This is a genomic window from Glycomyces halotolerans (genome assembly GCF_054779575.1).
The window spans coordinates 57,091-65,620 of record NZ_BAAGXZ010000022.1 but is presented as its reverse complement, the minus strand read 5'-3'; the positions used below and the strand labels follow the sequence as shown (position 1 = coordinate 65,620).

Below are 8,530 nucleotides of genomic sequence, written 5' to 3'. Positions count from 1 at the left end.
GCCGCCGCAGCCGGGGCCGCAGTCGCCGTGGCGCCGCCGTCAGGACCCGGCCGCTTCGCCCCGGCGAACCGCCGCGCGCGGCCGACCTCGCGACCGCCGCCACCCTCATCGCCGCCGCAACCCGGCCCGGAGCCGACTCGATCGGCCGCGACGACCTGCGCCACTACGAGCGCTCCGGCAAGCAGGGCCACCTGATCGTCCTGTGCGTCGACGCCTCCGGTTCGATGGGCGCGCGCCGCCGCATGGGCGCGGTCAAAGGCGCGATCCGCTCCCTCCTGTTCGACGCCTACCAGCGCCGCGACCTGGTCTCCCTCGTCACCTTCCGCGGCAGAGAAGCCCAGACCGTCCTGCCGCCCACGGCCGGAGTCGAACTGGCCGACCACCGCCTGGCCGTCCTGCCCACCGGCGGCCGCACCCCCCTGGCCGCGGGTCTGCTCAACGCAGCCCGGCTCATCGAACGGCACGCCCGCCGCGGCCCCGACCGCCGCCCGCTCCTGGTCGCCGTCACCGACGGCCGCGCCAACGCCGGCGCCGACGCGACCGCCGAGGCCCACCGGGCGGCCGACCTGCTGGCCGCGAGGGACATCGCCGCCCTGGTCGTCGACACCGAGTCCGGATTCGTGCGCACCGGCATGGCCGCCGCGCTCGCCGAACGCATGGCCGCGCCATGCGTCCAGCTCGACGAGTTCGCCTCCGGCTCCCTGGCCCGCACCATCCGACTCGCCACACGATAAGGGGGCAACGTGAACGAACCGCGCAGCCAATACGACGGCGCCACCGACAAGGCCACCGCCGACACCCAGCCGCGCCGCCGCAAACGCGAGACGCCGCTGCTGATGGTCCACACCGGCACCGGGAAGGGCAAGTCCACCGCCGCCTTCGGCATGATGATGCGCGCCTGGAACCAGGACTGGCCGATCGCGGTGTTCCAGTTCGTCAAGTCCGGCAAGTGGCGCGTCGGCGAGCAGGCCGCCGCCGAGAAGCTCGGCGGCATCGACTGGTTCAAGATGGGCGACGGCTGGAGCTGGACCTCCCGCGACCTCGCCGAATCCGCCGACCTCGCCCGCGAGGGCTGGGAAGAGGTCAAACGCTGCCTGGCCGAGGAACGCTACCGCTTCTACCTGCTCGACGAGTTCACGTACCCGATGAAATGGGGTTGGGTCGACACGGCCGAAGTCGTCGCGACCCTCGAGAACCTCACCGGCCGGCAGTACGTCATGATCACCGGCCGCGACGCCCCCGCCGAACTGATCGAGGCGGCCGACCTCGTCACCGAGATGACCAAGGTCAAGCACCCGCTCGACCAGGGATGGCGGGGCCAGAAGGGCATCGAATGGTGACGTCCGCGCCGCGCATCGTGGTCGCCGGGACCCGATCCGGCGTCGGCAAGACCACTGTGGCCACCGGGCTGATGGCGGCGCTGAGCGCGCGCGGGCTGCACGTCTCCGGACACAAGGTCGGCCCGGACTTCATCGACCCCGGCTACCACGCGCTGGCCTGCGGTCGCGAGCCGCGCAACCTCGACGCCTTCATGCACGGCCCCGACCTGATCGCGCCGCTGTTCCTGCACGGCGCCGCCGGGGCCGACGTCGCCGTGGTCGAAGGCGTCATGGGCCTGTTCGACGGCCGGGCCGGCACCGACGAGGCCTCCACCGCCCAGATCGCCAGGCTCCTCGACGCGCCGGTGCTCCTGGTGGTCGACGCCGCGTCGCAGTCGCGCTCGGTCGCCGCCGAAGTCCAAGGCTTCGCGAGCTTCGACCCGTCGATCCGCGTCGCCGGCGTGGTGCTCAACCGGGTCGCCTCGGACCGGCACGAGCAGATCCTGCGAGAAGCGCTGGCACCCTCGGGCATCCCCGTCGTCGGGGTGCTGCGGCGCGGCGAAGGCGTCGAGGCGCCCTCGCGGCACCTCGGCCTGATCCCCGCGGCCGAGCGTCGACCGGAGGCGCTGGCCCTGGTCGCATCCTTGGGCCGCACCGTGGGCGAGGGCGTCGATCTCGACGCGGTGCTGCGCGTCGCCCGCTCCGCGCCCGGCCTCGACGCCGAGGCGTGGAGGCCCGAACCGAGTGACGCGCCCGGACGCCCGGTCGTGGCCGTCGCCGCCGGGCCGGCCTTCACGTTCGTCTACACCGAGCACCGGGAGCTGCTGGCCGCCGCCGGGGCCGAGGTCGCCGAGTTCGACCCGCTGCGCGACGAGCGGCTTCCCGACCGAACCGGCGCGGTCCATCTCGGCGGCGGCTTTCCCGAGGTCTACGCCGCCGAACTGGCCGCCAACACCGCCCTGGCCGGGAGCCTGCGATCGCTCGCCGCCGCGGGCGGCGCGATCGTCGCCGAATGCGGCGGCCTGCTGTACCTGTGCCGCAGTCTGGACGGGGAGCCCATGGTCGGCCTGATCGAAGCCGACGCCGAGTTCACTGACAGGCTCACCCTCGGCTACCGGACCGTCCGCGCCGCGAGCGCGGGACCGCTCGGCCCGAAGGGGACGGTCGCGCGCGGGCACGAGTTCCACCGCACCACCGTGCGCCCCCGAGCCGGGACCGCTCCCGCCTGGAAGTTCGGTGACCGCGACCCCGAAGGCTTCGTGGTCGGGAAGGTCCACGCCAGTTATGTCCATACCGCCTGGATCGCCCGCCCCGAAATGGCACGGTGTCTGGTGACATCGGCCCTTTCACAGGAGGTAACGGCATGAGCGGCACTCTCATCGGGATCGGCACCGGACCCGGCGACCCCGACCTCCTCACCGTCAAGGGCCGCGACAGCCTGCTGCGGGCCGACCGCGTCTTCGTGCCGGTCGCGGCCTCCTCGTCCGCGGACGAACCCGGCTACGCCGAGCGCGTGGTGGCCCACCATGTGCCGCATGACAAGCCGATCCACCGCCTGGTGTTCGAACTCGACAAGGACCATCGAGACATCGCCTGGGCCAGGGCGGCCGACAAGGTGGCCGACGTCGTCGCCGCCGGCGGCACCGCCGCGTTCGCGACCATCGGCGACCCGAACGTCTACTCCACCTTCGCCCATCTGTCCCGCGAGGTCCGCCGCCTCGTCCCCGACGCCGCCGTACGGACGGTCCCGGGCGTCACGGCCATGCAGGACCTGGCCTCCCGCACCGGCACCGTGCTCGTCGAGCACGACGAGCCGCTCCAGCTCATGCCGATCACCGCCGGTACCGACCGCATTCGCGACGCCGTCGAAGGCGGCGGGACCGTCGTCCTCTACAAGGGCGGCAGGAAGCTCCCGGAGATCAGGGCCTTGCTGGAGGAAGCCGGGGCGCTGGACCGTGCCGTGTTCGGCGCCCACCTGGGCCACGCCGACGAAGACGTCCGCTCCGAGGTGCCGCACACGCCCGCCCCTTACCTCTCGACCGTCATCGTCACCCCCGAACGGCAGGAGCGAAGGTGAGCGGCGCGAAGATCTGGTTCGTGGGGGCCGGGCCCGGTGCGGCCGACCTGCTGACCGTGCGGGCCGTCAAGGTCATCGGCGAGGCCGACATCCTGGTGTGGGCCTCGAGCCTGGTCCACGAGGACGTCCTCGAACACGCCCGCCCCGGCGCGGAGGTCCTGGACTCGAAGACGATGACCCTCGAAGACGTGCTCGACGCCTACCGCAAGGCGGCCGCCGAGGGCCTGACCGTGGCCCGCCTGCACTCAGGCGACCCGTCCGTCTACGGCGCGATGCAGGAGCAGCTGGAGGCCGTCGCCCGATTCGACGTCGAAGTCGAAGTGGTCCCGGGCGTGACCTCGGTGGCCGCGACCGCCGCCGCGGTCGGCCGCGAGCTGACCGTTCCCGAAGTCGCCCAGTCGGTCGTCATGACCCGCATGGCCACGCGCACCCCCATGCCCGAAGGGGAGGATCTGGCCTCCTTCGCCCGCCACGGCACCACCCTGGCGCTGTTCCTCTCGGCCTCCCGGCCCAAACGCCTGCAGGCCGAACTCCTCGACGGCGGCTACGCGCCCGAGACGCCGTGCGTGGTCGGCTACCGCGTCTCCTGGCCCGAGGAGCGCATCGAGACCTGCCGCCTCGACGAGCTGGCCGCCACGGTCCGATCCATGAAGGTCACCATGCACACCCTCGTGCTCGTCGGCCCCGCGTTGGGGGCCAGCGGCACTCGCAGCCACCTGTACTCGCCGTCGTTCGCCCACACCCACCGTCCGGCAAGGGCGAAATGAACGCGAGGCCCGAGCGCTCCTTCCCGATCCGGCCGCCCCGGCGGGCCAAGGCCGGGCCGGTGCACGTCGAGCGCGCCTCGCCACCGCCGACCGCCGCGCGCGACCTGGTCGAACCCGATCTGCCGCGCACCGCGAAGGCGCGCGACGGCAAGGCCTTGCGCACCGGCTTCACCACCGGCGCCTGCGCCACCGCCGCCGCCAAGGCCGCGATCCTGCTGCTGGCCACCGGGAAGCACAGCCGGAAGGTCGACGTGTGGCTGCCGGTCGGCCGACGTGTCGAGTTCGAGGTGGACCGCTGCGAGCGCGTCGGCGAGGCCGCCGAGGCGGTGGTCGTCAAGGACGCCGGGGACGACCCGGACGTCACCGACGGCGCCCACCTGACCGCCACGGTCGCCTGGAGCGCCGATCCCGGCGTGCACCTCTACGGCGGCGAAGGCGTCGGGGTGGTGACCCGGCCCGGCCTCGGCCTGGAGGTCGGCGGGCCCGCCATCAACGGCACCCCGCGGCAGATGATCCGCATCACCGTCGAGGAGGTCTGCGACCCCTACACCGGACGCGGCGTCGACGTCGTCGTGTCGGTCCCCGAAGGCGAGCGGATGGCGAAGCGGACCACCAACGCCCGCTTGGGCATCCTCGGCGGCATCTCGATCCTCGGCACCACCGGGATCGTTCGGCCCTTCTCGACCGCGGCCTGGCGGGCCTCGGTCCTGCAGGCGGTCGACGTCATGGCGGCCGCCGGTCTCGACACCTGCGTGCTCACCACCGGCGGGCGCACCGAGCGGGCCGCGATCCGGCTCATGCCCGGCCTCGACCAGGTGTGCTTCACCGAGGTCGGCGACTTCACCGGCGCGGCCGTGGAGCGCTGCGTCAAGACGGGCCTGACGCGGCTGGTGTTCGTCGGCATGGCCGGGAAGCTCGCCAAGCTCGGCGCCGGCGTGATGATGACCCACTACACCAAGTCTAAAGTAGACATAGGATATCTGGCGGAGTTGACCGCTCGCGCCGGAGGCACGCAGTCGCTCGTCGCCGAGGTGGCCGAGGCCAACACCGGCCGCCACGCCTACGAACTGTGGTCCCGCGAGGGCCTGCTGGCCGCCGCCGGAGACGCGCTCTGCGACGACGTCGCCGCCAACCTGACCGCCTGGGCGCGCCACTGCGGCGGTGAACTGGACGTCGACGCCGTCCTGGTCGACTTCGACGACCTCGAACCCGTCGCCTGGAGCTCCCGGGCCCCCGACCGCCTCGCCCGCACCGGCGCCGAACCCGAACTGTGGAGGCGGCCGTGAACGACCGGGTGACCCTCATCGGCGTCGGCCCCGACGGCCGCCTCGCCCGACCGATACCGGCCGAAGCGACCACGATCGCCGGAGGGCGCCGACACCTCGAAGCGCACGCCCCCGAACACGCCCGGACCATCGCCATCGGCGGCGACCTCGACGCGGCCGTCGCAGCGATCGCCTCCGCTCCCGGGCCCGTCGCCGTTCTCGCCTCCGGCGACCCCGGCTGGTTCGGCATCCTCCGCCGACTCGCCGCCGTCGACCGGCCGCTCGCGATCCACCCCGCCGCCTCCTCCGTCTCCGGCGCCTTCGCCCGCCTCGGACTCTCCTGGGAGAACGCCCAGGTCGTCTCCGCCCACGGGCGCGACCCGCGTCCGGCCGTCGCCACGGCGCTGGCCGGCGCCAAGGTCGCCGTCCTCACCGACACCGCCACGGCCCCCTCCGTGATCGCGCAGGCGCTCATCGACGCCGGCAGCGGGCCGCGGACCGTCGTCGTCGCCGCCCGCCTCGGACACCCCGACGAGACGCTCAGCCAATGCGACCTCGCCGAGGCAGCCGGGCGCGACTTCCCCGACCCCAACGTGATGCTCGTCCTCGATCCGGCCGAGGCCGCACCGCAGCGCGCGACCCTCATCGCCCACACCCGGACCGCCACCGTCTGGGGCCGCCCGGTCGACGACTTCGAGCACCGCGACGGCCAGATCACCAAACCCGCCGTGCGCGCCGCCGCCCTCGCCGCGCTCGGGCCCGGCCCCGGACGGCTGCTGTGGGACGTCGGCTGCGGTTCGGGCAGCGTCGCGGTCGAAGCCGCCCGCCTCGGCGCGGGCGCCATCGCCGTCGACGCCGACGACGACCAGGTCGGCCGCGCCCGCGCCAACGCCGCCGCACACGGCGTCCGCATCGGACTCGTCCACGGCCGCGCCCCGGCCGCCCTCGCCGCCCTGCCCGACCCCGACGCGGTGTTCATCGGCGGGGGAGGCGCCGACCTGCCGTCCATCATCGACACCGCCGCGGCCCGCTGTCGCGACCGCATCGTGATCGCGCTCGCCACCCTCGAACGCTGCCCCGAGGCCGCGCGGCGACTCGAATCGCACGGCTGGAACGCCACGGCGCAGCTCCTCGAGGTCGCCGACCTGGTCCCGCTCGGCGACGGCCACCGCCTCGCCCCGCGCAACCCCGTCCTGCTCGTCCAAGGAGAACGCCCATGACCCGCATCGTCGTCGTACCGGCCACCGCGAGCGGCAGGCGCCTCGCCGCCGACATCGCCGCCCACCTCGGCGGCGAAATCCCCGACGCCCGGCCCCGCGACGCCGTCGCCGCCGCGTGGCCCACGGCCGACGCCATCGTCATGGTCATGGCCGCCGGAGCCGCGGTACGCCTCATCGCCCCCCATTTGAGCGACAAGCGCACCGACCCCGCGGTCGTCTGCGTCGACGACGCCTCCCGGTTCGCCGTCAGCCTCAGCTCCGGCCACGAAGGCGGAGCGAACGCGCTGGCCGAACGCCTCGCCGCCCACCTCGACGCGATTCCCGTCGTCACCACCGCCTCCGAGTCGGCGGGGACGCCCGGACTCGGCTCGCTCGGCGCCCGGTTCGGCATCCGCGCCGAAGGCGACCTGGCCGCCGTCGGCGGCCACGTCCTCTCCGGCGGACCGGTCCGCGTCGAGCGCGACCACCCCTGGCCGTTCGGCCCCGTGCCCGCCGCCGTCACCGCCGATCCGGCCGCCCCCCTGCTGCGAATCACCGACCGCGTCGTCCGCCCAGACGGCCCGACCGTCCTCTACCGGCCCCCGTCGCTGGTCATCGGCATCGGCTCCTCCCGCGGCGTCAGCGCCGCCGAAGTCGGCCGCCTGATCGACAACGCGCTCGCCGAAGCCGGCCTGTCCCCATCGGCCGTCCACACCGCCGCCACCGTGGACCTCAAAGCCGACGAGCCCGGCATCAACGACGCCTGCGCCGCCCGCGGCTGGCCGATCGTCCACCTCCCCGCCGACTCGCTGGCCGCCGTCGAGGTCCCCAACCCCTCAGCGGTCGTGCGCGCCGCGGTCGGCACCGCCTCGGTCGCCGAAGCGGCCGCCCTCCACCTCGGCGGCGAACTGCTCGTCCCCAAACAGCGCAGCGCCATGGCCACCGTCGCCGTCGCCCGCAGGCCCGCCCGCGGCCGCCTCGCGCTCGTCTCCCTCGGACCCGGCGCCGACGACCTCACCGCACCGCGCGCCGCCGCCGAACTGGCCGCCGCCGAGACCGTCGTCGGCTACGGACCCTATGTGGACCAGGCCGCCCGCTGGACCTCGCGCGGCGCCGCATTCGAGCGGTTCGGACTCGGCCACGAAATCGAACGGGCCGAACGCGCGATCGAGCTGGCGCGCGAAGGCAAGGCGGTGGCCCTGGTCGGCTCCGGCGACGTCGGCGTCTACGCGATGGCCTCCCCGACCCTGGAACTGGCCGGGGACGACATCGACGTCGTCGTCGTGCCCGGAGTGACCGCCGCGCTGGCCGCGAGCGCCCTGCTGGGCGCGCCGTTCGGCCATGACCACTGCTCGATCTCCCTGTCGGACCTGATGACCCCCTGGGCGGTGATCGAAGCCCGCGTCGAGGCGGCCGCCCGCGGCGACCTGGCCATCGCCTTCTACAACCCGCGCAGCGCCGGGCGCGAGTGGCAGCTCGCCCGGGCGAGGGAGATCCTGCTGCGGCACCGCGACCCGCGCACGCCGGTGGGGATCGTGCGCGACGCCGAACGCCCGGCCCAACAGGTCACCGCGACCTCCCTCGGCGAGCTCGACGTGTCCACCGTGCAGATGACGACGCTGGTCCTGGTGGGCACCAGCCGGACCCGCATGAGGGCCGGCCGCATGGTCACCCCTCGCGGCTACAGGGCGGAGGCCGTATGACGAGCGCGCCGTTCACCGTCACGACCGACTGCACCGCATGCGGCGCGTGCCTGCGGACCTGCCCCGAACGATGTCTGCGGCCGACCCCTGGAGGCGCGACGCCCCTGATCGTCCTGGCAGACCGCTGCACCGGCTGCGGCGAATGCGCCGAAGTCTGCCCGGCCGAGGCGATACACCCGCTCACGGAGACGGCCCGATGA

9 protein-coding genes are annotated in these 8,530 nt (G+C 74.1%); all 9 read left to right on the top strand.

The window, feature by feature from the left end:
* On the top strand, positions 1–734 hold a 734-nt coding region (locus ACYVL2_RS16720; RefSeq protein ID WP_460545370.1), incomplete at its 5' end, for a vWA domain-containing protein.
* 9 nt (positions 735–743) lie between these two features.
* Positions 744–1,340, top strand: a complete 597-nt coding sequence (gene cobO, locus ACYVL2_RS16715; protein ID WP_460545368.1) for a cob(I)yrinic acid a,c-diamide adenosyltransferase — start codon at positions 744–746, stop codon at positions 1,338–1,340.
* A complete protein-coding gene (locus ACYVL2_RS16710; RefSeq protein ID WP_460545366.1) occupies positions 1,334–2,686 on the top strand; it encodes a cobyrinate/hydrogenobyrinate a,c-diamide synthase in 1,353 nt (450 codons plus the stop codon). Before cobO ends, ACYVL2_RS16710 begins: the two co-directional genes overlap by 7 nt.
* A complete protein-coding gene (gene cobI / locus ACYVL2_RS16705) occupies positions 2,683–3,396 on the top strand; it encodes a precorrin-2 C(20)-methyltransferase (RefSeq protein WP_460545364.1) in 714 nt (237 codons plus the stop codon). The genes ACYVL2_RS16710 and cobI overlap by 4 nt, the downstream gene beginning before the upstream one ends.
* Positions 3,393–4,163, top strand: coding sequence for a cobalt-precorrin-4/precorrin-4 C(11)-methyltransferase (gene cobM / locus ACYVL2_RS16700; protein WP_460545362.1), 771 nt, complete (start codon positions 3,393–3,395; stop codon positions 4,161–4,163). The genes cobI and cobM overlap by 4 nt, the downstream gene beginning before the upstream one ends.
* A complete protein-coding gene (locus ACYVL2_RS16695) occupies positions 4,160–5,449 on the top strand; it encodes a cobalt-precorrin-5B (C(1))-methyltransferase (protein WP_460545360.1) in 1,290 nt (429 codons plus the stop codon). Before cobM ends, ACYVL2_RS16695 begins: the two co-directional genes overlap by 4 nt.
* Entirely contained in the window at positions 5,446–6,648 is a 1,203-nt protein-coding gene (gene cbiE / locus ACYVL2_RS16690; protein WP_460545359.1) for a precorrin-6y C5,15-methyltransferase (decarboxylating) subunit CbiE, read from the top strand. The genes ACYVL2_RS16695 and cbiE overlap by 4 nt, the downstream gene beginning before the upstream one ends.
* Positions 6,645–8,330 carry a precorrin-3B C(17)-methyltransferase gene (gene cobJ, locus ACYVL2_RS16685; protein WP_460545357.1) on the top strand — a complete coding sequence of 562 codons (1,686 nt, stop codon included), beginning with the start codon at positions 6,645–6,647 and terminating at the stop codon, positions 8,328–8,330. The genes cbiE and cobJ overlap by 4 nt, the downstream gene beginning before the upstream one ends.
* Positions 8,327–8,530: a 4Fe-4S binding protein gene (locus ACYVL2_RS16680; RefSeq protein WP_460545356.1), complete on the top strand. Its 204-nt coding sequence runs from the start codon at positions 8,327–8,329 to the stop codon at positions 8,528–8,530. The genes cobJ and ACYVL2_RS16680 overlap by 4 nt, the downstream gene beginning before the upstream one ends.

What these genes read in the sequence shown, in the direction of transcription:
- ACYVL2_RS16710 (WP_460545366.1), top strand. Translation starts at nt 1,334, where the DNA reads ATGGTGACGTCCGCGCCGCGCATCGTGGTCGCCGGGACCCGATCCGGC.
- cobI (WP_460545364.1), top strand. Translation starts at nt 2,683, where the DNA reads ATGAGCGGCACTCTCATCGGGATCGGCACCGGACCCGGCGACCCCGAC.
- ACYVL2_RS16695 (WP_460545360.1), top strand. Translation starts at nt 4,160, where the DNA reads ATGAACGCGAGGCCCGAGCGCTCCTTCCCGATCCGGCCGCCCCGGCGG.
- cobJ (WP_460545357.1), top strand. Translation starts at nt 6,645, where the DNA reads ATGACCCGCATCGTCGTCGTACCGGCCACCGCGAGCGGCAGGCGCCTC.
- ACYVL2_RS16680 (WP_460545356.1), top strand. Translation starts at nt 8,327, where the DNA reads ATGACGAGCGCGCCGTTCACCGTCACGACCGACTGCACCGCATGCGGC.